The organism is Pseudoalteromonas sp. SR41-1 (genome assembly GCF_014164015.1).
In the GTDB taxonomy this organism is placed as follows: Bacteria; Pseudomonadota; Gammaproteobacteria; order Enterobacterales; family Alteromonadaceae; genus Pseudoalteromonas; species Pseudoalteromonas distincta.
The window spans coordinates 17,607-41,898 of the sequence record NZ_JACJEK010000027.1 but is presented as its reverse complement, the minus strand read 5'-3'; the positions used below and the strand labels follow the sequence as shown (position 1 = coordinate 41,898).

The 24,292-nt window shown below is 38.8% G+C and carries 21 protein-coding genes and 1 tRNA gene; 8 read left to right on the top strand and 14 right to left on the bottom strand.

Going from position 1 to position 24,292, the window contains the following annotated elements; genetic code table 11:
• The 8 genes from tolA to H5118_RS18845 all read right to left on the bottom strand — a co-directional run.
• A partial coding sequence (gene tolA / locus H5118_RS18880; RefSeq protein ID WP_182749697.1) for a cell envelope integrity protein TolA occupies positions 1-369 on the bottom strand: 369 nt, incomplete at its 3' end.
• A 4-nt stretch (positions 370-373) separates the two neighbouring features.
• Positions 374-802, bottom strand: a complete 429-nt coding sequence (tolR, locus tag H5118_RS18875; RefSeq protein ID WP_002960641.1) for a protein TolR — start codon at positions 800-802, stop codon at positions 374-376.
• Positions 789-1,493, bottom strand: coding sequence for a protein TolQ (gene tolQ / locus H5118_RS18870; protein ID WP_002960643.1), 705 nt, complete (start codon positions 1,491-1,493; stop codon positions 789-791). Before tolQ ends, tolR begins: the two co-directional genes overlap by 14 nt.
• Positions 1,494-2,456: 963 nt before the next feature.
• Positions 2,457-3,464: a Holliday junction branch migration DNA helicase RuvB gene (gene ruvB / locus H5118_RS18865; protein ID WP_002960645.1), complete on the bottom strand. Its 1,008-nt coding sequence runs from the start codon at positions 3,462-3,464 to the stop codon at positions 2,457-2,459.
• Positions 3,465-3,471: 7 nt separating this feature from the next.
• On the bottom strand, positions 3,472-4,089 hold the full coding sequence (gene ruvA / locus H5118_RS18860) for a Holliday junction branch migration protein RuvA (RefSeq protein ID WP_002960647.1): 618 nt from the start codon (positions 4,087-4,089) through the stop codon (positions 3,472-3,474).
• Positions 4,090-4,091: 2 nt separating this feature from the next.
• Positions 4,092-4,616 carry a crossover junction endodeoxyribonuclease RuvC gene (ruvC, locus tag H5118_RS18855; RefSeq protein WP_002960649.1) on the bottom strand — a complete coding sequence of 175 codons (525 nt, stop codon included), beginning with the start codon at positions 4,614-4,616 and terminating at the stop codon, positions 4,092-4,094.
• Between the two features lie 129 nt (positions 4,617-4,745).
• On the bottom strand, positions 4,746-7,247 hold the full coding sequence (locus H5118_RS18850) for an ABC transporter permease (RefSeq protein ID WP_182734437.1): 2,502 nt from the start codon (positions 7,245-7,247) through the stop codon (positions 4,746-4,748).
• Complete coding sequence (locus H5118_RS18845; RefSeq protein WP_008137049.1) at positions 7,237-7,950, bottom strand: ABC transporter ATP-binding protein; 714 nt, start codon at positions 7,948-7,950, stop codon at positions 7,237-7,239. The genes H5118_RS18850 and H5118_RS18845 overlap by 11 nt, the downstream gene beginning before the upstream one ends.
• Here H5118_RS18845 and H5118_RS18840 point away from each other — a divergent pair, their 5' ends adjacent.
• Both H5118_RS18840 and H5118_RS18835 read left to right on the top strand, forming a co-directional pair.
• Positions 7,951-8,574 carry an arylesterase gene (locus tag H5118_RS18840; RefSeq protein ID WP_039490141.1) on the top strand — a complete coding sequence of 208 codons (624 nt, stop codon included), beginning with the start codon at positions 7,951-7,953 and terminating at the stop codon, positions 8,572-8,574.
• Positions 8,575-8,685: 111 nt separating this feature from the next.
• Positions 8,686-8,762: transfer RNA gene (locus tag H5118_RS18835), tRNA-Pro, on the top strand.
• 438 nt (positions 8,763-9,200) lie between these two features.
• Here the strand turns inward: H5118_RS18835 and H5118_RS18830 are convergent.
• Positions 9,201-9,449: a hypothetical protein gene (locus H5118_RS18830; protein WP_024596835.1), complete on the bottom strand. Its 249-nt coding sequence runs from the start codon at positions 9,447-9,449 to the stop codon at positions 9,201-9,203.
• Between the two features lie 92 nt (positions 9,450-9,541).
• Positions 9,542-11,179 (bottom strand): cyanophycinase, encoded by a 1,638-nt coding sequence (locus H5118_RS18825; RefSeq protein WP_182749695.1) that lies wholly within the window; start codon positions 11,177-11,179, stop codon positions 9,542-9,544.
• A gap of 262 nt (positions 11,180-11,441) precedes the next feature.
• Here H5118_RS18825 and H5118_RS18820 point away from each other — a divergent pair, with 262 nt between their 5' ends.
• The 3 genes from H5118_RS18820 (at position 11,442) to H5118_RS18810 (ending at position 13,442) form a co-directional block, all read left to right on the top strand.
• Complete coding sequence (locus H5118_RS18820) at positions 11,442-12,029, top strand: hypothetical protein (protein WP_182696232.1); 588 nt, start codon at positions 11,442-11,444, stop codon at positions 12,027-12,029.
• Positions 12,030-12,127: 98 nt separating this feature from the next.
• Positions 12,128-13,042 (top strand): zinc dependent phospholipase C family protein, encoded by a 915-nt coding sequence (locus H5118_RS18815; RefSeq protein ID WP_182696233.1) that lies wholly within the window; start codon positions 12,128-12,130, stop codon positions 13,040-13,042.
• A 1-nt stretch (position 13,043) separates the two neighbouring features.
• Positions 13,044-13,442, top strand: coding sequence for a hypothetical protein (locus H5118_RS18810; protein WP_002960664.1), 399 nt, complete (start codon positions 13,044-13,046; stop codon positions 13,440-13,442).
• 23 nt (positions 13,443-13,465) lie between these two features.
• On the opposite strand, the gene H5118_RS18805 is transcribed toward H5118_RS18810, so the two are convergent.
• Together H5118_RS18805 and H5118_RS18800 are read right to left on the bottom strand one after the other, a co-directional pair.
• Positions 13,466-15,736, bottom strand: a complete 2,271-nt coding sequence (locus H5118_RS18805; protein WP_182696234.1) for an EAL domain-containing protein — start codon at positions 15,734-15,736, stop codon at positions 13,466-13,468.
• 126 nt (positions 15,737-15,862) lie between these two features.
• Positions 15,863-18,712 carry a UvrD-helicase domain-containing protein gene (locus H5118_RS18800; RefSeq protein WP_182749693.1) on the bottom strand — a complete coding sequence of 950 codons (2,850 nt, stop codon included), beginning with the start codon at positions 18,710-18,712 and terminating at the stop codon, positions 15,863-15,865.
• A 271-nt stretch (positions 18,713-18,983) separates the two neighbouring features.
• Between H5118_RS18800 and H5118_RS18795 the strand changes: the two genes are divergently transcribed.
• From H5118_RS18795 to H5118_RS18785, 3 genes are all read left to right on the top strand, one after another.
• Complete coding sequence (locus H5118_RS18795) at positions 18,984-19,721, top strand: hypothetical protein (RefSeq protein WP_182749691.1); 738 nt, start codon at positions 18,984-18,986, stop codon at positions 19,719-19,721.
• A gap of 114 nt (positions 19,722-19,835) precedes the next feature.
• Positions 19,836-20,750: a M14 family metallocarboxypeptidase gene (locus H5118_RS18790; RefSeq protein WP_182671832.1), complete on the top strand. Its 915-nt coding sequence runs from the start codon at positions 19,836-19,838 to the stop codon at positions 20,748-20,750.
• A gap of 73 nt (positions 20,751-20,823) precedes the next feature.
• Entirely contained in the window at positions 20,824-21,234 is a 411-nt protein-coding gene (locus tag H5118_RS18785) for a hypothetical protein (RefSeq protein ID WP_182749689.1), read from the top strand.
• 41 nt (positions 21,235-21,275) lie between these two features.
• Here H5118_RS18785 and ccoG read toward each other — a convergent pair whose 3' ends face one another.
• Positions 21,276-22,658, bottom strand: a complete 1,383-nt coding sequence (gene ccoG / locus H5118_RS18780; RefSeq protein ID WP_182749687.1) for a cytochrome c oxidase accessory protein CcoG — start codon at positions 22,656-22,658, stop codon at positions 21,276-21,278.
• A 145-nt stretch (positions 22,659-22,803) separates the two neighbouring features.
• Positions 22,804-24,222: a sigma-54-dependent Fis family transcriptional regulator gene (locus tag H5118_RS18775; RefSeq protein ID WP_182693059.1), complete on the bottom strand. Its 1,419-nt coding sequence runs from the start codon at positions 24,220-24,222 to the stop codon at positions 22,804-22,806.
• Positions 24,223-24,292: the final 70 nt, after the last annotated feature.

Sequence of the window (24,292 nt, the reverse complement as noted above, 5' to 3'; positions counted from 1 at the left end):
TTTAGCTTCTGCCTCAGCTTGCGCTTTTTCTTTCTCTTTAGCTTTACGCTCTTGCTCTAGCTTTTTAATATTACGTGCTTCTGATTCACGTTGCTTGCGTGCATTGGCCGCTCTGCGTTCTAAATCACGGATACGTTTATCTTCAGCACTTTTTTTATCTTTTTCTTTCTTTTGAAGTTCAGCAATTTTTTGCTCAACTTGTTTTTGATCAACTGTAACGGCTGATACCGCTTTATCTGGCGTAGGTATAGCCGAATTAAGCGTTACTTCCATTACTTTAGGTGTTGGCGGATGAATATTTGCAGAAGCATACAAAAATCCACCAATCCCTAAATGAAGTACTATTGATTTTACTACTGAACTATTCATACAGCTACTTCCCCTCAAAGGATTCAGTCATTAATCCTACTGATGGTACGCCTGCATTTTTCAAAAAATCCATTAGTAATAATACTTCTTGATACGACACCTTACCCGAGCCTTTAATCATTACCGGCACGTCAGGGTTTTTCATTAGCTGTAATTTTATAACCGCAGCCACATCAAGTGCTTCCATAGGCTCTTCTGGATCAGTACCTACACTCACGTAATATTTACCTTGTGCATCTATTGAGGCAATAATAGGCGGAGTATCTTTAGTATCAACTAAATCAGACTCTTCCATTTTAGGTAAATCAACTTTTACACCATGCGTAATAAGCGGTGCTGTAGCCATAAATATTATAAGTAGTACCAACATTACATCAATGTAAGGTACTACATTAATCTCTGCGACCGGACGGCGCTTTTTACGCTGATACATTCGCTTGTGCCTCTATTTGTGTAGCTGCTTGACGGTGTAAAATATTAGCAAACTCTTCCATAAAGTTAATATAGTGAGACTCAAGCTTTTCAACACTGTTTGAAAAACGGTTATAAGCAATAACAGCAGGGATCGCCGCAAATAAACCCATAGCAGTCGCAATAAGTGCCTCTGCAATACCTGGTGCTACCATTTGTAATGTAGCTTGCTTAACTTCACCTAGTGCAATAAAGGCATTCATTATACCCCACACTGTACCGAACAAACCGATGTACGGACTTATAGAACCTACTGTTGCTAAAAACGATAGACTAGATTCCATTTTTTCAATTTCACGAGAAAGCGCAACACGCATAGAGCGGTGCGTTCCTTCCATAACAATACTCGCACTTTGAAATGTATTCTTTTTATGACGAGCAAACTCTTTAAAGCCCGAAGTAAACAAAGCTTCAATGCCTTGAGACTGACCGCTGCGTGACGATATCTCGTTATATAATTTGCTTAAATCAATACCCGACCAAAACTTTTGCTCAAATTTCTTAGCATTTATTAGCGCATCCGATATTGCTTTTTTACGTTGAAATATAATTGTCCACGACATTACAGACATGGCAACTAGCCCTAACATTACTAATTGAACAAGCAAACTTGCTTCTAAAATTAGATCTAAAAAATTAAGCCCTGATCCCACGTTAAACTCCTAAATAATTTCAAAATACGGCAAATTGGTTAATTTGTGTAAATATGACCGTTTACACGGCCAAAAGTTGCATCTAGTGTATCTAGTCCATTTCAAGCTGACAACGGTATTGCTATGAATAGGCAACAAAAAACGTTAAAAAACAGCTTTAGTTGGCATTTCCCTTTGCCTCAGTATTTTATTTAAACTTTTAAACAAACTCGCTAACTATAAATATGCGTAAATATATACATGAAACGTCATAAAATGCGCCGTTTATTCAAAATAAGAGCATAAACACTCAAAACCTATAAGCCTCACCTGCACGTAATAGTAAAACTAATACCGAGCTATAACGAAATAAATTACTTAAGTTATAAATTTCATAAACTTATAAATTTAACGATTAATTAACGCACAAGATTCAAACAACAATAAAATTCACTAAATTAGTTTTTCTAATCTGAAAATACAAATTTTCTAGTTTGAACAAAAAAGTAAACTTACGTATTATTCTCCCATACCGAGCTAGCGCACTGAATGAGATAGTTTCATTAAGCCAAGTTCTTAGTAATAGGATATTTTATCGTATTACATTGTTTTACTCTTTCTGGATAAAACCAAATTTAGTAAAACGTAGTTCCCCTGGATTACTTCCTTCAACTTGTTGTTTGCCCGCATTTTTTGCGGGCTTTTTTTTGCCTGCAATTTAGCGCGCTACATATTTTATTTATAAACTAATAATTGCCCTACCTAATTTACAATAAGTAATTCGCTTACTAGTTTGAATGGTACGCAGGATAGCCTCGCGAGTCTTAACGCCCTGTGAATTAACAGTTAACTATAAAGCGTATTTGTATTTTGAAATAACATTTGCAACAGTGTGTTGAGGTTTTGGGTATAATAATTTGAAACAAAGGGATACTGAAACAATTACCTGCTGCGCAATAAACCACAGCAAGTAAAGTATATAGGCTAGTCTTTTTTAGGAAGTAAACCAAAGTGATGGTATGCACTGTCAGACACTATGCGCCCACGTGGTGTACGTTGAATAAATCCTTGCTGGATTAAAAATGGCTCTATTACATCTTCTATTGTTTCGCGCTCTTCGCCAATAGCAGCCGCTACATTGTCGAGCCCGACAGGGCCGCCCATAAATTTTTCGATTATGGCGAGTAAATATTTGCGGTCCATATAATCAAAACCACTTTTATCTACGTCAATCATATCAAGGGCTTGCTTAGCTACATCGGCGTTTACTGTACCGTCAGATTTTACTTGAGTGTAATCGCGTACACGGCGTAATAAGCGGTTTGCAATACGTGGTGTGCCGCGTGAGCGCTGGGCAATTTCGGTAGCGCCATCGTCACACATTTCTAAACCAAGATAATGTGCAGAGCGCCCTACTATGTGCGACAAATCTTCTACAGAATAAAACTCTAATCGCTGCACAATTCCAAAACGGTCACGCAGTGGCGATGTAAGCGAGCCTGCTCGTGTGGTTGCACCAATGAGTGTAAATGCAGGTAAGTCTAATTTAATAGAACGCGCAGCTGGGCCTTCACCAATCATTATATCAAGCTGGTAGTCTTCCATTGCGGGATACAGTATCTCTTCAACTTGCGGGCTTAGCCTGTGTATTTCATCGATAAACAGTACGTCGCCCTCTTCTAAATTAGTAAGTAGAGCAGCTAAATCGCCTGCTTTTTCAAGTACAGGGCCTGATGTTGTTTTAATACTTACGTGTAATTCATTGGCTACAATATTTGCAAGCGTGGTTTTACCAAGCCCAGGTGGGCCAAATATTAATAAATGATCGAGCGCTTCACCACGAGTTCGCGCAGCTTCAATAAAAATTTCCATTTGCTGCTTAACATGAGGCTGGCCTCTGTAGTCGGCTAAAAGTTTTGGTCTTATTGCACGATCTATAGAGTCTTCATTTGTTTTTTCAGTCGCATCAATTAAGCGATCCGCTTCAATCATGGGTTACTCACAACATAGATTTTAAAGATTCTCTAATAAGAACCTCAGTAGACATATCGGGTTTACTTATCGATTTTACTGCTTTTTGAGCTTGTGGCAATTTATAACCTAATGCAAGCAGTGCCGATACGGCATCATCCGCTGCATTATTAGCAATTGTCGCATCGCTCATTGGCTCTATTACTGCGCTGTCGCTAAATGGTGTAAATAAATCATTGCCCCAATCTTTTAGTCTGTCTTTCATTTCGAGTACTAAACGCTCGGCTGTTTTTTTACCTACACCGGGTAATTTAACAAGCGATGTTGAGTCTTCGTTATTTACACAACTTACAAATTGTTTTGCCGACATGCCCGATAAAATAGCTAAGCCAAGTTTTGGCCCTACGCCATTTGCTTTTAATAGCTCTCTAAACAAGGCACGTTCAACTTTATTATTAAAACCAAATAATAGTTGAGCATCTTCACGCACTACAAAGTGAGTGTAAACAATCGCATTTTCACCAATTTTTGGTAAATCGTAAAAACAGGTCATTGGCATTTGTACTTCGTAACCGACACCACTTACTTCGAGTAATATTTCTGGTGGCTGTTTTTCGACTAAAATACCATTTAAGCGGCCTATCATAGTTATTTCCTTAGACGTCCTCTAACGGTTTTGCTTGCGCTACCCGCTAGTTTAATTAAATTTTGTTCTGAGTGGGCGTGGCAAATCGCAATAGCGAGTGCATCAGCTGCATCGGCCTGTGGCGTACCGGGTAGTTTTAAAATATTTTTTACCATGTGTTGCACTTGTGTTTTATCTGCGCCACCGTTGCCTACTACTGCTTGCTTAATTTGCCTAGCTGAGTATTCAAATACGGGTAAGTCGGCCATCGCAGCGCCAACTATCGCAGCGCCTCTAGCTTGGCCTAGTTTTAAAGCTGAATCGGGGTTGTGCGCCATAAATACTTTTTCAATGGCAAAGGTTTCTGGCGAAAACTGCTCAATAAGCTGTGTAATGCCTTGGTAGATCATTTTAAGCCTAACCGGAAAAGGATGATCGGCTAACTTAATACAGCCACTGCCTAAGTATGTAAATTTAGAACCTTGATGGGCAACAACACCATATCCGGTCAAACGTGAACCAGGATCGATCCCTAAAATGATGGCCAAACAGCGCTCCATTGTTATTATTTTTAAATTACGCTAATAATGCCAGAGCACTGTATAAATTACCAGTACAAAGAAAAACAAAAATGCCCACGTACTAGGTGGGCATTTACAGAGCATGTTAGTTTAAGCTTACCCTAGGGCACGCACTAATCCTTGGGTGTTTTGTTTAAGTGTTCGGGCAATCATTAAATAACCTAAACCTGCCACAAATACGCCGCCAGCTACCGGCCCTATAATCCATATATGTGGGTGTAACTTACCTGCTAAATCAAACATTTGTTGCTGCACAATCAAAAGCGCTATATCACTAAAAAATGCAGCCACTAAACCAGCTAAACCGCCTAGTAATAAAAACTCATACAGGGTCGCGTTTTTAATTAATCGGCTTTTAGCGCCAAGCGTTCGCAGTATGACAATTTCTTGCATACGCTCACCTAAACTAGCTTGCACTTGTGATATAAGTACAAGCGCGCCACACAGCACAACAATTGCAAGTACAAAGCCAATGGCGAGCGATACTTGCGAAATAGTAGTTTGTATTTGCTTAACAAAGTTATCAATATCAATGGCTGTAATAGTAGGGTAAGTACGTAATAACTGGCTAAAGTCACGTTTTTGATCTGGATTTATACGTACCGACGAAATATACGTCGCGGGAAAATCTGCAAGTACATCAGGGCTTAAAATAATAAAAAAGTTAGGTTTAAGCGTGGCCCAATTTACTTTGCGCACACTGGTGATTTTAGCGTCGAACGACTGCGAACCAATTAAAAATGTAAGCGTATCGCCTATCTCAACATCTAAACGCTCAAGCATCGACTCCTCTACTGAAGCCTCAGCCATCGCATTGTCACCAAACCACGAGCCTTGTGTTACTTCATTTTGGTCAGGCACATCTTTAAGCCATGTAAGGTTTAGCTCGCGGCCAATACCTGCACGTGCTTCTTCGTCTTTTTTCTCGTTGTCTTGCAGCGATACAGAGCGCGCTACCAACTCGCCGTTCACAGCATTTACGCGCCCACGAATAGTTGGATAAAACTCTGATACTTGAATATCTTTTTGTGCTAAATATTCATTAATTGGCTCAAGCTCATTTTGCGTAATATTAACTAAAAACGCATTAGGCGCGTCGCTTGGAAGTTGCGACTGCCAATCAGATATCATGTCGTTTTTAAGTACCACTAAAAACAGCAGTAATTTAATCGCTAACGAAAAACTAATTAACTGTACCGCGTTCACATTTGCACGCTTTTGGATAGATGCAATTGCAAGCGACCAACTGTTACCTGGCTTTAATCCTAGCTTTCGACCACCACCAAATATTAATTTAGATACTAAAAACAGCACACCAATTAGCGCAAGTGTTGATATAAACAAAATAAGCGTTATTTTTATGTTGTTACTAAATAACCACATTAATAAAAACACGGTTAACGCACTCATACCTAAATGCACACGACTTACTGCCAACTTGTCGCCTAAGTTACGGCGCAGAACTCTAAGCGGTGGAATATCAAATAAATCAAATAATGGTTTAATAGAAAACATAACGGCACAAATTACGCCAGTGCTTATAGCCACCAGCCAAGGTTTAAAGCCACCTAAAGGCAGCTCTGTGCCCATACTTTTTGATAAGTAACTTGTTGCTATTTCTTGCAAGCCATAACCAATTAACAGCCCAATACTTACCGCCATTGCACATACAAGCAATAAATGGAGCATGTATATTTTGCGGATCATTGAACGGCTACCGCCTAGCGTTTTCATCATCGCTACTGGGTCGTATTGGCGTTCACAATAACGTTTTGCTGAAACAGCTATAGCCACTGCGGCTAAAATAATACCTAATAAGCCGGCTAGTAATAAAAAGCTCTCTGCGCGGTTTAAGCTGTTTGAAATGGGTGATTGGCGGTCTTTAACGCCATACCATTGTTGGTTTTCTTTCATTTGTGGTTTAAGCCACTCGTAAAAGCTATTTATGTCGGCCTCACTACCTGCATAAAGTTGGCGGTAATAAACACGACTACCCGGCTGCACAACTTCAGTTTTTGCCACATCGTCAATATTAATAAGCACACGGCGGCTACTTGAAAATACATTAAATGGCGCGTCTGGCTCTTCTACAATAACTTTTGAAACATTAAATAGTGCCGCGCCAAGCTCTACTTGTGCGCCTATATCAATATTTAAACTGTAAAATACCGATTCACTTAGCCACACATTACCCGGCGTTGGTCCGCTATTAGCAACTTTAGTTTCACCGGTTAGGGTATCTTTAACTTTTAACTGCCCTTTTAGCGGGTACGCATTAGATGCCGCTTTTACTGAGCTAAACTGCATTTCATCATCGGCAAACAACATAGTGTCGAAGTACACCATTTGCGCCGTTTTTAAATTTTGGCTCTGTGCTTGAGTAATAAAAGCGGTGTCCAGAACATGGTCGCTTGCAAGTACACGGTCTGCTGCAATAAAAGCACTGCTTTTTTGCGCAATACTTTGCCCTATTCGCTCAGTAACCATCGACAGTGTAAGCACGGTTAAAACAGCAAGGGCGATAGCTGCGCTTATAACCGTGAGCTCACCACGGCGAAATTCTCGCGAAAATAACTTAAGCGCTAACTTAACCCACATTAGCAACGTCCTCTACTTGGCTTTTTACCAGTAAACCCGCTTCTATTTGAATAATGTGCTCACATTTTTGTGCAAGCCCTTCATCGTGAGTTACCAAAATAAGCGTAGTGCCGTGTTGCGTGTTTAAATCAAATAATAAGGATTCAATCATTTTACCGTTTTTGCTGTCTAAGTTAGCCGAAGGCTCATCAGCAAATAGTATTTTAGGTGTACCAATAAATGCTCGCGCAATAGCAACACGCTGCTGTTCACCGCCAGAGAGTTGCGACGGGTAATGATCAATTCGATGGCTCAAGCCTACTTTTTCAAGCAAAGCAATTGCTTGCTCTTTCGCATCACTTTCGCCAGCAAGCTCTGCTGGTAGCATAACGTTTTCAAGTGCCGTTAAGCTTTGTACTAACATAAACGATTGAAACACAAATCCAATTTTAGCGGCGCGCAGTGCAGCACGCTCTTCTTCATCTAAATTGTGTAATGGTTCACCATCTAAAAATATTTCACCGCTGCTGGCGGTATCCAGCCCTGCTAATAAACTGAGTAACGTAGATTTACCTGAGCCCGATGTGCCAACAATAGCAACAGACTCGCCATGCTTGACATTAAAGCTGATGTCGCTGAGGATGGGCAGCTCACCTTCAAAGGTAGAGACTACTTTAGACAAACCATTAACCTGAATTATATTTAATTGAGAAAGCGCTGACATATGACTCATTCAATCCTTCGTTTAGTATTCATTTTATTTTTAGTTATCAAACCGCTGAGCGCAGCAGCCGACAACACGATTTTAATACTCGGTGACAGTTTAAGCGCAGCCTACGGACTTCAACAAGAAGAAGGCTGGGTAAAATTGTTACAAGATAAATACGATGACGAACAAGCCGACATTGAACTTATCAACGCCAGTATTAGTGGCGAAACATCTGGTGGAGCCCTACGCCGTTTAGATGCATTGCTTGAGCAATACGAACCCACTCATGTACTTATTGAGCTAGGTGCTAATGACGGTTTACGTGGTTTTCCAGTCAAAAAAATGCAAACTAACTTAACGTCTCTTATTCAAAAAAGCCAAGCAGCTAATGCGATGACCGCCTTAATGGAGATTTACATTCCCCCTAATTACGGCCCGCGTTACAGTAAAATGTTTACTGACACTTTTTCGCGCGTTAGCGAAGAAACAAATGCGCATTTAATGAACTTTTTTATGCTCGATATTGCCAGCCAACCTGAGCTAATGCAAAACGATAGTTTACACCCTAACAAAAAAGCTCAGCCATTAATACGAGATGAGATGTATGACTCGATCAAAAAGTGGCTAAATAAAGACTAGCTAATTAATACACCGCAAGGGCGCCTTTTTAGGCCTCTTGCGTAATAAACACCCAAACAAACAATCGCTTATTGATTTTTAAAAAAATACACGTACTATTGCAAACAACGTCGGTATGTAGCGCAGCTTGGTAGCGCACTGTCATGGGGTGGCAGGGGTCGAGAGTTCGAATCTCTCCATACCGACCATTAATACCAATCCGCAATAATACTTAATCATTTTGCGGGGCTAAACGTGTCGCTACCTGTGTTAAAAAATTCTCATTTAGAACAACTAAATAGCGAATTTTTTGCCTAGCTATCAACACGTTTTTCCATCCTAAAAATAGATCACTTAATTAAGCGAATTGGTATAAACTCCCTCTATATGAATAAGTTAAACTTCTCTACAAAATATAGCCAAAATCCATCTGTTTTGATTCTACAATTTATCCGTAGCACTATCTTATTTATCTAAGCGCACTTAATAAAACTGAGTTTAGCTGGCTAGTTTTGTGGTTTTTGAGGGGGTTATATTTAATTGTTATTAACTTGAAGTGGCCTTTGTGGAATCTATATGAAGGCATTTGATTTCAATTTATTGAAATTAAAATAAAAAAGCGCTCTAAGCGCTTTTTTATTAAAGTACTAGTGCTTGCGCCCTACACCATTACGTACCATATCTTGCCCTGTTTGGAATACATCTTCTGTAATACCGCGCGCTAAAAGTAATTTTTGATTATCGTCAAACACGGCTACAAAACGACTACCATCACTATTGTTTGTTGCCATACCAACGCCCGAAACACCCTTAAGGCCAAGACCGCCGTTTTCTACATTTAATAAAAAGCTTTCTAATTCGGCTAGACTAGAAATTACATCATTTTCTTTATTCATTTTGACACTCTTTTAGTAAGGCTTTTAAATCATTATGGTGGCTATTTTATATAGAAGAGCCAAAAACTTAAACCCTTGGCTCAGGTTAGTCACTAAATCGATTTTATAGCTAACTCTAAATTGCTTAGCGCACAACCAAACTCTTTTGCATTTACGCGATGATACTGCGTGTCACTCGTTGCTGTAAGGCTAATTATAAACTCGTCTTGTTGGGCTACCGCACTTTGCTCTTGGCTTAGGCACATCGCTTGAGTAAGTGAACGCAGTTTTGAATTTGTTAAAATTGAGCCAAAACGCTGCACTGGCAGTGGAGGTATTTTTATAGCGGGTAACGCTTCATCTATTGTGCGTGCGCTTAATGTAAACGTATTATTGGTAATTTCAATTACACTGCTTGTAGGCCAGTACGAATAGCTATAGCTCTTACTCCCAGGTTGGGCTTTACCTTGGTTAGCCAAATGCACTACACCACTTTTGCCTATTACGGTTATTAAGCTACCTTCTGGCGATTTAATAACAACTAAGGCTGTATTTTCATCAATACCAAAACCATGTCGAATCTCTGTTTTAGTATTTTTCACTTCGTTTTTATTTAGCGCTGCTGCAAGCCTAAATGTACGGTTTTGTTCGCTAAATTGAGTATCTAGTACACCAAAGTTAAAACTGCCCAGCCCACCAGCATTAGTGTTATTTTCACTTTTACGAAGTGCCTCAAGGCTTGTCGTATTTGTAAGCATGCCCGTCACTTTACTTTGGATTGCAGCACCGGCTCCTTCACCTACAATTACTGGGCGAGTTTGCAATGCTTGCGTCCACGGGTATGGGTTATTGTTTTGATCAAATAATACCTTGTGAGTTAATGCTGTATTACCGCTATTAAACATCACACCGGTACTATTTTTAATAAGTGATACAAGTGCATTAGTGCCATTTTTACATAAAGCGTATTCGGCCTTTGTGCGATCGGGATAAATCACTTCACGGTTATACACATTCATTAATGTATTTCTAAGCGCAGGTAATTCATCGCACGAGTTACTCGTAATCGCTTTAGCAAGCGCTGGCGTTAGTGCTAACCATTGAGTGTTTATATTTGATTGTGCCAAAAGGCTTTGCGCTACATCTGCCGACTCATAAGGGTCGCGGCTCGAAGCCGTAATAGCAAGCATGGTTGGTTTTGCGTTATTAACTTTTAAACTGCCCGACACAAATTGTAAAATATTATTAGTCGCAACCTCATTATTAAAATCGGTATTTACTTGCTCTTTTACACGCTCACCGTTTTTATTAAGTAGCGGTACTTCTAGCATATCAAATACAAAGTTGTACTCTTGCTGAGTTAGACTTTCTAATTGCTGATTATTTATATCGCGCCACTGCCAGAGTAAATCTGTTTTTGATACGCTATTTGACGATTTACTTTGTATGGCTTTAAGTGTTTTTAATACAGCCGTTTTTGCCTCAACATTATTATTAGGCCAATGCTGCGCGATGTTTTTTATTTGAGAGCTGCTAAGTGTATATAAATTATGTGACTTACCATCAATAACAGGCTCTTTTTGGCAGTTATTAAGCTTGGCGCTAGTACAGGTAGTAAGCTCTGACCCCACTAAAATTAAAGTTTGGCTTTGCTCTTGAGCCACTGCATTTATTGAAAAACCGGCACCGAACAATGCCACTACCATACCCAGTAACTTTGGCTGTTGATCACGTAAAAATGCACATATCATAATGTAAACTCTAATATAAATAATAAAACTAATGTGCTGTAGTTTAACAGCTAGCCACTAGCGCCTAAATATATTTTTATAAATGTTAAATAATTCAAGTCTCTGAAAAACGTTCGGGTTAAGCACTGCATTTAAATACATTGTTTAGTTTGCCCTTCTGTCTTTGTAAATATTATCTAAACAAATTTAAACGGAGCATTTATTGACCAATTTCATTGTTTAAATTACGGTGGTGAATTATTTTATGTAACTGGGGTGAAATATGGACTTTTCTAATGAAGAGATAAATTTTTTTGCTGAGTTATTTAAGCCCAATACAAAGTCACATGCTCACAACAGTCACGTTTTAACGTTACAAAGTTCAGTACCAGCCAATATTGCTCACTTACTTAGTAGCGCTAATTTAACCCTGCTCGCAGAGGTTGCACACTATCAGTTATGGTTTCCGTTGGACTTGAAAATTGATAGCGCCGGTATAATCAAACCGATTTTAACCGCCCCCGAAGTAATAGACACACAAGGCACGCTGCGCAGTTGGCGCTGGAGTGAGCTAAATATTAAAAGCCAAGGGTTTAAAATTGAATCAATATCAAACACGGGGATGTTTTTAAAACCCCTCAGAAAAGGTAACCATTTAAATAAATCGCAGCACATGGAATTTCTTTTACCTAACAAACAAAGTATTTCGATGGAAATAGAACCCGTAAGGCAAAGCACGCAAGGTATAGCCGCTAAAATAACGCAAATTCATAGCGGTCAAGAGCAACTAAGAGCTTACCTATTTGAAGAACATAAGCGTCAACATGCTAAATTATACGAGAATGGCCAATTAGTTGAGCAGCTAATTTAATAGGTGTTTACCCCGCTATACTTGCATTTAGTTGGCTTTATTTAACCCCCTCTCAATGTTAATCTGTACCCTTATTAATAAATCATAAGGATATGACAATGCCAGGTGCTTTTGCGCACATCACTGCTGTTAATATTGCAACGCAAACCAAGTCACTCGCTAAAATGGATATGCCTAAAAAAGCAAAGCTTATTTTAAGCCAACGCCAAGCATACCTTGAACTAGGCTGTGTAGCCCCCGATTATCCTTACTTAGCTGTAGCGCAGCCTAGCCAAAATGCGTGGGCCGACCTAATGCACTATGAGCACACAGGCGATTTACTTAAAGCAATGATTGAATACTGTAAAACACTTGAAGGTGAAGCATTTGAAAAGTGTTTTTCCTGGTTATGCGGTTATATGGCCCATGTTGCTGCAGATATAACAGTGCATCCGGTTGTTGAATTAAAAGTAGGCCCTTACGCGCAAAACCAAACGGCGCACCGTACCTGCGAAATGAATCAAGACGCGTTTATTTGGCAACGTTTAAACTTAGGTGAGTTAGGTTATGCTGACCGCGTGCAACAAAATATTGGATCTTGTACTAACAAAGACGATAATTTTGATACCGATATTGCAAAAATTTGGCGACATGCTTTATTAACGGTTCACCCAAGCTACGCAGCACAACACGCTCCTAACTTTAATTCATGGCATAACGGTTTTCAGCTTGTAGTAAATAATGTTGAAGAAAGCTATCGATTATTTGCCTGTGCACGCCATGTTGCTGCTAATTTAGGCTTGTTTTATCCTCGCCCAAACGAAGTAGACCCCACTTTTATTGAACATCTAAAAACGCCGCACGAGCCTATGCATTACAACGATATTTTTGACTTTGCCGTTAGTAACATTCAGCACTACATAACCATTATTGCCAATGCCGTATTTTTAGATACTGATTACAGTGCAATTAAAAATTGGAACCTAGATACAGGCTACGATGAACACAACACGATGACGGTATGGAGCCAATAAAATGAAACACTTACTTTATATAAGCCTCATAGTATTACTTAGCGGTTGCTACACTCCTAAAAAAAACAATCCAGAAGTGATGGCCGACTTAGCCTCACAATTAAAAGATATTGCTACAGCCGTTGATGGCACACTAAAATTTAGTGAAACATCCTATTCAACAACTGATGAGTTATTAAAAGCCGCTGTTAATAACGATTTAAGCAAACTTGCACCTTTTGGGGAATACACGCTTATTGTAAACGTACAAGATGATAACGCAGTGCTACTTTTATGTGATGCCAATACGGCTTTAATTGAAGATGCAGGCTGTACTGCTCAATCAGATATACAGCATTGGGGAGCAGGAGTTATTCATCAGTGCGAAATAACTATAAACGCCCAACAGCTCTGTAACTAGGTAATAAAATACCTGCTATACATTTAAAGTTGAGCCGTCACCTCTTTGGGGTTAAACACTAAGCCATGGCGGCTAACATGCTCTGCAAAATTTTCGGCTGACATTGGTTTCGCAAAGTAAAAGCCCTGAAATTCTTTACACCCCATTTGCGCCATTATTGCTACTTGCTCTTGGGTTTCTACTCCTTCGGCTACACACTTAATATCAAGCTCTTCACACATAACGTGCACCGCTTTAACTAAACTTTTTTGACGCGTAGAGCTTGTTACTTGGCTGATTAATGAGCGATCTAACTTGAGCTTGTTAATAGGGTAATCGGCAAGGCGTGCAATATTAGAATACCCCACTCCAAAATCATCAACCGAAATAGTAAAACCCCACGATTGCAGTGTTTGCATAAGCTTTAGCGAATGCGCTTGGTTTGCCTCAAGAGAGGTTTCAGTCAGTTCTAACTCTATTTGAGGTGGCTTTACGTTGAAGTCGGCAAGGTATTTAACCAGTTTTGACATAAAATCGGTTTGGCTAAAATCAATTAGAGATATATTTATTGCCACCGGCACACTCGGTAAACCCGCCTTAGTCCAATTGGAAATTTGAGCGCAGACTTTTTGAATAATCAGATCGGTTAACCTACTGACCATTCTGTATTCTTCGGCAATAGGAATAAATACCACTGGCGACACATTACCTAGTATAGGACTGTTCCAACGCGCTAAAGCTTCAAGCCCTATACATTTACCCGTTGCATCTACTTTAGGTTGATAGTGTACCGACAAATCGCCCTGCTGAAGCGCTTCATCTAATAACATCGAAATTTCGTATTTTTCGATAAAAGCTTGTGATTGTTTTTCGTTATAACCACTTAGAGGCATATTACAGTTTGCAACTTTAAGTGCTTCGCACGCATTGCTAAGTACTGTTGTGCTGTTTTTTCCGTGATCAGGATACTTTGCAAAACCAAATAAAAATGATTGCTGACACTTAGTGCCAAACACATTATAAGTTTTATCTAATGTATTTTTTATTTGCATTAATAGCTTATCTTCAAGCTCGTTTTGCGAGTTTGCGCCAATTATAAAAGCAAGCTTTCCTACTCCTATATGGGCACACAACAACGGCCCATCTGCCATCGCCTTTAAACGCTTGTACGCGTTAATAAGTAATGCTTGAGAGTCGGCTTTAGTGAGCTTTAAATTTAAGTATTCACTATTTGCACTTTGGGTAACAACGATAAAAAAACCTTTTTGGTATTTGCTTGTTAATCTGTCGCATTGCAGCTCAAACCATTCTCTATTAGGTAGTTTTGTTTGCGAGTCTCTAAAGCGTAAACGTTTATTTTCTTGTTCCATCATCGATAAATTTTGTTTAATGAGCTGTTCTTGCGTGCAATCGTAAAAGTCGTATACACGGTAGTTTGTACTCATTGTTATTTGTTGGTAGCAGGCTTTAAAATAGCTTTTTTTGTACTTCACAATTTTATTTTGAGCATTAGGGGCGTCAAAAACTAAAGTAGGAAATAAATGAGAAAGGTTAACGCATTCTTCTTTTAATTCTTTTTTTATACCAAACATATCAATAGCGTGTTGATTAAAATCAGTAATGACAAGATTTTCGTCAACAATAATTTTGGCTTTATTTGATTCGGTGAACAGGCTTCGATAAAGCTCATTTTTATCTTTAAGGTGTGTATTAGCGCTTATCATTGTTTTGTTTAAACGCTTAGCAGCCACAATTGTGCGTGCCACAGCAAGGGGAATACAAATGTTAAAAAATAAGAATATTAGCCCTGTAATGTATAAGCTGGCATCGGGAAGTTGCTGAGCAATGCCAGTTAAGCCCGATACATCAACGTTATTGATGATCATATAAAACGGTACAATATTTAATACGCCATAAGCAAGGGCTGTTCTATAACCAAGTAGCATAAGTGCGATTATTGGGCAGGAATACATATACATAGAGCCCACTTTAGCAAGTTCTAGGTCTGTTAAAAATAAGTTCATTGACACGCTAGCAGCTACAATGGCTATTAAAAGTACATGAGCGCTGAAGTGATAAAAACGCTTACTTGCTATAAGCAAACCGCATACGGTCGCAAAAAAACTGCTTGTTAATACAACAATATAAATTAAGTTAAACTCAATAGCGCTTGCGTACGTGTGGCACACCACAGCAAAACATAACACCATTACTAATGATAGAATAATGCGCAGTGCACTTACTCGCCAATTAGCAACCTGATCAGGGGCTGAATAGTGATCGTTTAATAAAAAGAACCTATTGAAAAAATGCATAATAAACAACAGTTAAAGCTCATTCTTCTATTAGACATTGATAACTTGTTAAAATCAATCAAATGAATATAATTTCTATTTACATTGTTCTATAAAATAGACAGGTGTAAACCTGCTCGTTAGCCATTAAACATTCATTTTTCGAGTGTTTTTACAGTTATCCTCTTTAAGCGCGAAACCACTGCACCCTAAAAATTCACCGTGCTTAGATTTACGTTTACGCATTTCGCGACCACACTTTTCACAAATTGGATGCTGCGTTTTACACTCTGTATTCACACATTGTGAATACGTGCTTTTATCAACTGATGGGCTACTACAGCTTTTACACACTCGTAGTTTAGTTTCGCAAATCTGCGTATTAGTACAGCTATAATAATCACCATACTGACCCGTTTTTGGCACAATTAATCCGTCGCTGCACGTATTACACTCTCTTTGCTTTAGTTGCGACTTGTTAAACAACGTGGAGCCGATTTGAATAGGATAATCGTCATTTACTAGTTCTTTTACAAACGCTGAGCATGCATAAGGGTCTGCAATTAAATACGCTTTATGTTTTGCGCGCGTAATACCTACATAAAGCAAACGCCTTTCTTCTGAGTGAGTGAATTCATCTTGCACTGGTAATAACGACTCCACCAGGACGTTATTTTGATTATCGCTAGGAAACCCTAATTTACCTTGTTCAAAACCAATAATAATACAGTAATCGGCTTCAAGCCCCTTAGCGCTATGCAATGTCCAAAAATAAAGAGGGTTTGTATGCTTTTTATCTTTTAAATGCTGCTGCACGCTATTTAACATGTATCGGTATCGACTAAGTATGGCAATGCTCGCTGATGCATCGTTTTTTTGAATAGTGCTTATGCTCTGCTGTACTTTTATTTCTATCGATTTAGTGCCTTGGTATAAATCGTCTAACAAAATAACTTGTGGTGTGGTTACTTGCGTATGTGTGCTGATCTGCTTTTTATATTGCTCAGGGTTTTGCATTACAAAGCGCCCCGCTACATCACTAATACTATTGTTATATCTAAATGTTTTTTGCAACATAGTAAGTGAGTGGCTGCCCACTAATTCATTAAAGCGTGTAGTAAGCGCTAAATTACCACCCGAGAACCGATAAATTGCTTGCCAGTCATCACCTACCGCAGTAAAGCGTATTCCTTTGCCATATTTTAATATGGCATTTAAAAAAACCATACGCGCACTTGATATATCTTGAAACTCATCAACTAAAATGTGGCTCCATGGAATATTAAAATCTCCGCTTACTATCGCCTTTGTTGCTTGAATAATCATGTCGTCAAAATCAATGGCATTTTGCGTGCTTAGTTCATTTATATAAGCGTCATGAATTTGCACTAACAAGTTTGCATATTGTTGATAGTTTTTAATACCACTTTGCTTGATGCGCTGCGCTATTTGCTTATTACTTAGTTGCTCCACTCGAATAGCTTGTAAGCATTTTATGTACTTATCAATGCCTTGCTGTAACTGTCCTGAGTTATTTAAAGTATGAAATATTTCGTCGTTACTTAAAGGTGTTAATTCAACATTATGCTGCTTTAATTGTTTAGCGAGAGTTTGCTCTAGCTTTCCTTCTACCCAGTTGTAATGAAAGGTTTCGAGTAAAGTGGTGCCATTTTGTTTATGTAACTTACGCTTAAATGCAATTTGCTCGTTATAGTGTTTTTTATCTATATCGGCACGAGTATTCCCTTGCCTATCAATGCCAAAGTGCTCTAAGTAAATATCGTATTGAGGTATATAAAAGTCTGGTTGGTATTGCCCACTTAGCTCTGCGCCTTGATTAAAGTGATAATTCACCTCATAACTGTGCGCCACGCAATTCAAATGTAGCCAGTTTGAAATAAGCACTTCCTGATAACTTTTTACTTTATGACCCGCAAGGCTACGGTATTCGTTATCGCGTACGTACCGCTCGTACTGTGCATTATCTTTAAAGCTAAATATATCAATCGGCTCATGGAGTAAATCTACAAATGCTTTTAAAAACTGTGGCTCGGTTTGTATTTTTTTACTTACCCACCCAGTTAACCAACTATTTAATTGAACTGGGTCGGTTGCAAATTTTGACAATTCGATTGGCTTTTTAGCACTTTGTAATAATTTAAGCCCAAGCGCATGAAACGTTAAAATAGTGGGTGCTTTGGTATGCAATTTTGCATACGTGGCGCGTTTAATAAAGCGCTCTTTAAGCTCATTTGCTGCTGTTTTATTATAGGCCAGCACCAAAATTTGCTCAGGCTTGGCAATATCACACGCTATTAGATCTAACGATTTTGCGACCATCACAGATGTTTTACCTGTGCCTGCTGCCGCTAATACTAGGTTTTTATCGTTATCGCGTATAACCGCTAAGCGCTGCTCTGTTGTTAATGGATTTGACTCTACTTGATTAAAAAAGTCATTTTTAAGAGTTAGCTGTTTTTTTTCATATTTATGGCGCAGCTGTGCGATTGCATCGTGAGTATTGGGTGTGGAGCTCAGTATATTTAAAAATTTAATACTGCTTGGCGATAAGTGTTGTTGCCATGTATTTGTACTTTGAGCGTATTGTTTAGCAAGTAAAAATACTTCGTTATTAAGTATTTTCATGGAACTATCACGTAAAAACTCATCTAAAGCATAACGCTTTAGCAAAGCCTTGGCGTTATTTACTTTTTGCTCAAGCATGGCTGAAAATTGCGTATTAAGGGCGGTATTTAAAGACTTAGCTTGTGCTTTGTTTAAAAAGCTAATTGATGTATTGCTACTATCGCACAAATTAATTTTGGCGCTAAATAAACGATTTTTAAGTATTGAGTAATTATCAAAGTCTTTAATTAAAAATGTCCGTGCGGGAGCACTTCTAAAATGCACAACAAGGCGCTCTTGTTCAATAGTTACGTGTTTAATACGGGTAAAAAAACGGCCTAGCCAACTTGGAGTAGCAATATACTGCGCCATAATACTCAATATGAAGATATGCTTTGGCTTGATTGTAACATACTCTTTTATATTACATTTAACGCTAAATAGTAGCCATTTATCAAGCAACCTCTTAGCAGGCTGACTTTTAAAACTTAATGTTATCATTTTACTCACAACCATTAACAATTTTAAACATTTACAGATAGTGTGTTGTGTAACAATGCACAAATACACTTAATATATTTACCAGGTATATCCGCAATTAAACAATTACTTATAGCTAATTCAGTGGTTAAAAGGAGCTAACATGCTTAAAAAGTGCATTACCACAACTGCTTTAATTTTATTATTATGCGCCTGTACAACAGAAACAGAGTCGAATTTAGTAAAAACAAAAGGAATTTGGGCAGGCTTTGAACTGATTTCTGACGGTAACCGCACGCGTGTTAACGCAGAGCTAAATGCGGGAGATGCTAATGGCTCAAACATTATTTTAAGCGATAGCGACTCATTGCAAGCTGTTGTTAATAACACTGCTATTGTACTTACAAAAGATACCGACTTTTTAGACGTTGATTACCAAGCGTATATAAATGCTACTGATGATAACCAACAGTTTGATATAAAATTTAAACGAGACGATGGCATAAATACGAATTCAGGTGTGGAACTACCTTTAAATTTTATTATTTTAACCCCGAGTAACAACCAAACTTTTAGTATTAATAGTCCCCTTACAGTTCAGTTAGATGGCACTGATCCCAATAGTACTAGTCAAGTAGGACTTAGCAGTAGCTGCACTAACAATAATAATGAAACACTTTTACAATCAATGCTTTTTGCGCTTGGCACTTCGCGCCTTGAAATAGATTTGCAAAGCTTAGATATGTTTAGCAGCTCGCAAGTAGATCAAAGTAAAACGTGTAGTTTAACCGTTAGTGTAAGGCGTGAACGAGTAGGTAGTATTTCGGGTGAGTTCGCAAACCAAAGTTATATTAAAGCCCAGCAATCACGCGCTATTAAAAATATGACTTTAACGTTTTAATTTGCACGCTAATTTACTCAGCGTTAAGCTACGCCTTTATTAAGTAATTTTACCAATTGTAATTGCCCTCCTTATTTATAGGAGAACAAATAACAGTTGATATAAAGGTTTATTATGACTAACAGCACATACCCTATTGGCACACCAGGCAAAAAATGGAATAACAACGATAAAGCCCAGTGGTTAGCACGCCAAAACATTAAACGCAGTTACCAAAACGAAGTCGTAACGCTAATTAATGACCTTAAAAGCACCTTAGATATAGAGCAATACGGCGAGCTTAATTACGCCGCTGGTACTTACCCATTATATATATTAAAAACGCCTAACTTTAATGCCAATAAACCAACTGTTTTAATCACAGGTGGTGTACATGGCTACGAAACCAGTGGCGTACATGGCGCACTTAGATTTGCTAAAACATCCGCTATGCAACACTCAGAGCAGTTTAATATTGTTGTTGCGCCCTGCATTAGCCCTTGGGGATATGAAACTATAAACCGCTGGAACCCTGATGCTATTGATCCTAACCGCTCATTTTACGAAGGCAGCCCAGCACAAGAGTCAGCAGCTATTATGGCGTTTGTAAAATCACTCAATGTAGACTTAGTTGCTCATATTGATTTACACGAAACAACCGACAGCGATAACAGTGAATTTAGACCCGCACTTGCTGCCCGTGAAGGCACAACAAACACTAATTGGAACATACCTGATGGGTTTTATTTAGTGGCCGATACCAATAAGCCTGAGCCTGAATTTCAAAAAGTAATTATCGAAGATGTAGCAAAGGTCACGCACATTGCACCGAGTGATGAAAATAACCAGTTAATAGGCGTCCCTCAAGAGCAATTTGGCGTTATTAATTACGCAGCACGCGATTTAGGTTTGTGTATGGGCTTTACAGATGCACCCTATGTAACCACAACAGAGGTATACCCTGATAGTCCAACAGCCACAGATGAAGAATGTATTTTGGCGCAAGTAGCGGTTATTAAAAGCGCCCTTAACTATATTAAAGCACTTTAATAAGTTTGCAGCCGCTTGTACCCTCTTGGCTGCTAAACTAAATTTAGATAAAAAGCTAATTTAGGAGGTATTAATGGAATACAAAAATAAAAACGGACACGTTAATTTATCGCTTGAAAATAATATAGTTATTGCACAATTTAGCGGAAACCTAGAACTTGAGCTTTTAAGTAATTTTAAAACAGCGCTTTTTGAAACCATTCAATCATTTAAAGGCGAGAAATGGGGTTATATAAGTGACTCATCAAACGTTGTAGCAGCAACCCCACAGGCCGAGCAAGAAATGGTAGCCATAAGCCACAGCATGCAGCAGAATAACTGTTTAATTAGCGCGTTTGTGCTTACATCACCTATTGCTATAAGCCAAATGCAACGAATAATGCAAAACGCCAAAAGAGACGTTTCTTTCAAAGATTGTCTTTTTGATAATCTAGAATCGGCAAAGTATTTTATTTTAAATGAATTAAACAATGACTTGAGCTAGGTAAAGCTCAAGTCATTGTTTATATAGAGCTTATTACTGGACTAATTTTTATAAAATTGGCTGTCTTTGGTTATAGTAATGCTGGCATCTTCTTGCGCTGTTACTACAAATTGTAACTTACTCACTTTGTGCGCAATATTGTAACCATCGGCTGTTACAGTAACGGGGACTCTTTTCATTGCACCTGGCTGTATAAGTGTAGAACTTGGACTTGAGAGTGTTGCTTCTGGCAAGCCCTCTATGGCAATACTGTAATGCAGTGCTTGCTGCGTTTTATTAATAATAGTAAGTGTATAAGGGTTTTCTACCAGGCCCTCGTAGTTCACTCTATAAAGCGCATTTCTATCGCGTAGTACTGAGGCTTCTATTGGTGTGCGTTGCAGCATCCATGCAAACATAGAAATGATTAACAAAGCCGTTAATGCGCCGTATCCTATTAGTTTTAATCTAAATGGATTGGTTTTTTTGCCTTCCATTTGTTTTTCGCTGGCGTATTTAATTAAGCCTTTTTGATAACCAAATTTCTCCATGGTATCGTCGCAAGCATCAATACATAAGCCACAGTTTATACATTCATATTGTAAGCCATTTCGAATGTCTATACCTGCCGGGCAAACCTCTACACATAAGTTACAGTCTACACAGTCACCTAAGTTAAGCTCTTTTGGATCGGCTTTGCGTTTACGCGGTCCACGACTTTCACCGCGCTTGCTATCATAGGTTACAAGCAACGTATCTTTATCAAACATAACAGCCTGAAAACGAGAATACGGGCAAGCAATCGTGCACATTTTTTCGCGTAAAAACCCTGCATTACCGTAAGTACAAAAAGCGAATAAAAACACCCAAAAGCTCGTAATACCTGACCATTCAAATGTAAGCATTTCCATATACAAACTTTTTGCTGGAATAAAATACGCCATAAACGAGGTGGCGGTTAAAACTGAAATAATAATCCACGCACTGTGCTTAGTTATTTTTTTGCGCCAAGTACTTAGCGTCCACTGAGATTTATCTAATTTAATTCGCTGATTTCGCGTGCCTTCTATGCGCTGCTCTACCCACGAAAACATGAGCATCCATATTGTTTGCGGGCACGTGTATCCACACCAAACCCGACCAAGCCAGTTGGTTACAAAAAATAACGCAAAAGCCCCCACCATGAATAGCAAGGCTAAAATCATAAAATCTTGAGGAAGGAGTGTTAAACCAAAAATAGTAAAGGTTTGCGTTGCCACATCAAGCAGCACAGCTTGTTGACCGTTATATTGGATCCACGGTATTGCAATAAAAGTTAGCATTAACAGCCAACCTAAATTACGGCGTATGCGCTGAAAAAATCCTTTTTGCTCGCGGATATAAATTGGCCCTTCGGTGTTATAGGGCTTAATGATCATGTCTTCTTCTTTAATATCAAACTTCATAGTACTTGCTTCACAATGACGGGTATTACGCAAGCACTTGCAACTTTCAGACCAAGCTGAAAATTTATTTACATTATTGATATTAAACGGTTTATTTCAAAGCAATAAAATAAAATTCGCGATATTAAACGCACTTCGCGATATATCACGAATCTTTAGCAATCCCTAACTTTCGCATTTTTGAGCGTAGTGTACTCTCAGGTAAGCCCAATTTAACTGCCGCTCCTTTATCACCTGATATTTGCCAGTGCGATAACACAAGAACAGAGGTTATATGCTGCTTTTGCGCTTCATCGAGCGTAAGTGAAGGATTAATAACTACTTCACCACCCGCTTGCAAAGGCTGACTTAGCTGAAGTACCGCTTGATTAGATAAAATAGCTTCGCGTTCAAGTACATTTTGCAGCTCTCTAATATTGCCTGGCCAATCGTAAGCCTGCAGCTGCGTAATTGCTTTTTTACTTAGCCCTTTTAAATTTTTCCCGAGCCGTTTATTTAGCTGCGCAATCAAATTAGCGCATAAATAAGGAATATCTTCTTTTCGATCTTTAAGGGCAGGTACTTTTATAGGAAATACATTGAGCCGATAATACAAATCAATTCTAAACGTGCCTTTTTGTACCATTTCCCACAGGTCGCGATTAGTCGCTGCAATTACTCTAATGTTTACTTTTAGCGTGTTGCTGCCACCCACACGCTCAAACTCTTGTTCTTGCAGGACTCTCAGTAATTTACTTTGCGCCTCAAGTGGAAGCTCTGCTATTTCATCTAAAAACAAGGTGCCTTTATCAGCAAGTTCAAAGCGCCCTTTACGGCGGTCATTGGCACCTGTAAACGCGCCCTTTTCATGGCCAAACAATTCCGACTCTAGCAAGCTCGGTGTAAATGCAGCGCAATTTACTTTTATAAAGGCTTGTTCACTACGTTTGCTTAGCCTATACAAGTTACGGGCTACCAACTCTTTACCCGTGCCATTTTCGCCAAGTATAAGCACTGTGCTGTCGGTTTCACTCACCAGTTTTATTTGATCTAACATGGTTTGAAATATATGGCTTTGTCCAACTAGCCCTGAGTCTTGCCAATCTTCGTTAAGTTCTGCAATTAAGTAGTTATTTTCATCTTTTAGCTGCTCACTTAAATGCTTTACTTGCTCAAGTGCCTCTTGCAGTGCATTTTGTGTTTGCTGTTGCAGTGATATATCGCGAAATACCGCTACAGCACCAATTAACTTATCATTTTGATAAACCGGTGTTGAAGTGTATTGAACTGCAAATGAGCTACCGTCTTTACGCCAAAAAACTTCATTTTTAACTTCACGACGTTTTCCATCAAACATGGTGCAGTAAATTTGGCATTCATCAGCGGGATAAGGTGTGCCATCAGCATGAGTATGGTGATGATATTGGTGTATTTTTTTACCTAATAGTTCCTCAGCGCACCAACCTGTCATGCGCTCAGCGGCAGGATTAACAAACACCGCATTACCCGATAGGTCAAAACCGTATATGCCCTCACCTACTGCGTTTAGCAATAATTTAGGATCGTTTAAAAATTGTTTTATCATAAATACACCTCGCGAAATATCGCGAGCATTATGGCAATTTTATACACTAATTGCACTCATTACTTAAAGT

Bases quoted from the DNA above. Each gene is read 5' to 3' on its own strand.
- H5118_RS18845 (WP_008137049.1), bottom strand. From the start codon at position 7,950: ATGTCAGCGCTTTCTCAATTAAATATAATTCAGGTTAATGGTTTGTCT.
- H5118_RS18840 (WP_039490141.1), top strand. From the start codon at position 7,951: ATGACTCATTCAATCCTTCGTTTAGTATTCATTTTATTTTTAGTTATC.
- H5118_RS18830 (WP_024596835.1), bottom strand. From the start codon at position 9,449: ATGAATAAAGAAAATGATGTAATTTCTAGTCTAGCCGAATTAGAAAGC.
- H5118_RS18785 (WP_182749689.1), top strand. From the start codon at position 20,824: ATGGAATACAAAAATAAAAACGGACACGTTAATTTATCGCTTGAAAAT.
- H5118_RS18850 (WP_182734437.1), bottom strand. From the start codon at position 7,247: ATGTGGGTTAAGTTAGCGCTTAAGTTATTTTCGCGAGAATTTCGCCGT.
- H5118_RS18815 (WP_182696233.1), top strand. From the start codon at position 12,128: ATGCCAGGTGCTTTTGCGCACATCACTGCTGTTAATATTGCAACGCAA.
- H5118_RS18800 (WP_182749693.1), bottom strand. From the start codon at position 18,712: ATGGCGCAGTATATTGCTACTCCAAGTTGGCTAGGCCGTTTTTTTACC.
- H5118_RS18825 (WP_182749695.1), bottom strand. From the start codon at position 11,179: ATGATATGTGCATTTTTACGTGATCAACAGCCAAAGTTACTGGGTATG.
- H5118_RS18790 (WP_182671832.1), top strand. From the start codon at position 19,836: ATGACTAACAGCACATACCCTATTGGCACACCAGGCAAAAAATGGAAT.
- H5118_RS18820 (WP_182696232.1), top strand. From the start codon at position 11,442: ATGGACTTTTCTAATGAAGAGATAAATTTTTTTGCTGAGTTATTTAAG.
- H5118_RS18810 (WP_002960664.1), top strand. From the start codon at position 13,044: ATGAAACACTTACTTTATATAAGCCTCATAGTATTACTTAGCGGTTGC.
- H5118_RS18805 (WP_182696234.1), bottom strand. From the start codon at position 15,736: ATGCATTTTTTCAATAGGTTCTTTTTATTAAACGATCACTATTCAGCC.
- ruvB (WP_002960645.1), bottom strand. From the start codon at position 3,464: ATGATTGAAGCGGATCGCTTAATTGATGCGACTGAAAAAACAAATGAA.
- tolR (WP_002960641.1), bottom strand. From the start codon at position 802: ATGTATCAGCGTAAAAAGCGCCGTCCGGTCGCAGAGATTAATGTAGTA.
- H5118_RS18775 (WP_182693059.1), bottom strand. From the start codon at position 24,222: ATGATAAAACAATTTTTAAACGATCCTAAATTATTGCTAAACGCAGTA.
- ruvA (WP_002960647.1), bottom strand. From the start codon at position 4,089: ATGATAGGCCGCTTAAATGGTATTTTAGTCGAAAAACAGCCACCAGAA.
- ccoG (WP_182749687.1), bottom strand. From the start codon at position 22,658: ATGAAGTTTGATATTAAAGAAGAAGACATGATCATTAAGCCCTATAAC.
- H5118_RS18795 (WP_182749691.1), top strand. From the start codon at position 18,984: ATGCTTAAAAAGTGCATTACCACAACTGCTTTAATTTTATTATTATGC.